The sequence below is a fragment of the Achromobacter sp. SIMBA_011 genome (assembly GCF_046535435.1).
Lineage (GTDB): Bacteria > Pseudomonadota > Gammaproteobacteria > Burkholderiales > Burkholderiaceae_B > Achromobacter > Achromobacter dolens.
Map to the genome: position 1 here is coordinate 1 of NZ_JAWRWN010000349.1, position 277 is coordinate 277.

The following is a 277-nucleotide window of genomic DNA, read 5'->3' on the forward strand; positions in this document are numbered from 1 at the left end:
GGCCAACGGCAACTGGACCGGCTATCTGTTCGCGCACCCGTACGACAACGACAACACCGACTACTCGTTCCGCGTCAATAACGCCGTCAAGTACGTGTCGCCGGTGTGGCACGGCATCACCGCGGAAGCGATGTACGGGTTCAGCAACCAGTCCGGCTTTGCGAACAACCGTCTGTACGGCGCCGCGCTGCAATACCAGCAGGGCGGGCTGACGGTCGGCGCGTCGTACCTGAAGATCAACAACGCACACAACGGCGATTCGAACGGCGCGATCACT

1 protein-coding gene is annotated in these 277 nt (G+C 61.7%); it reads left to right on the plus strand.

Features of this window, described 5'->3' with window-relative positions; genetic code table 11:
* A partial coding sequence (locus SB816_RS31250) for a porin (protein WP_410548144.1) occupies positions 1 to 277 on the plus strand: 277 nt, incomplete at both ends.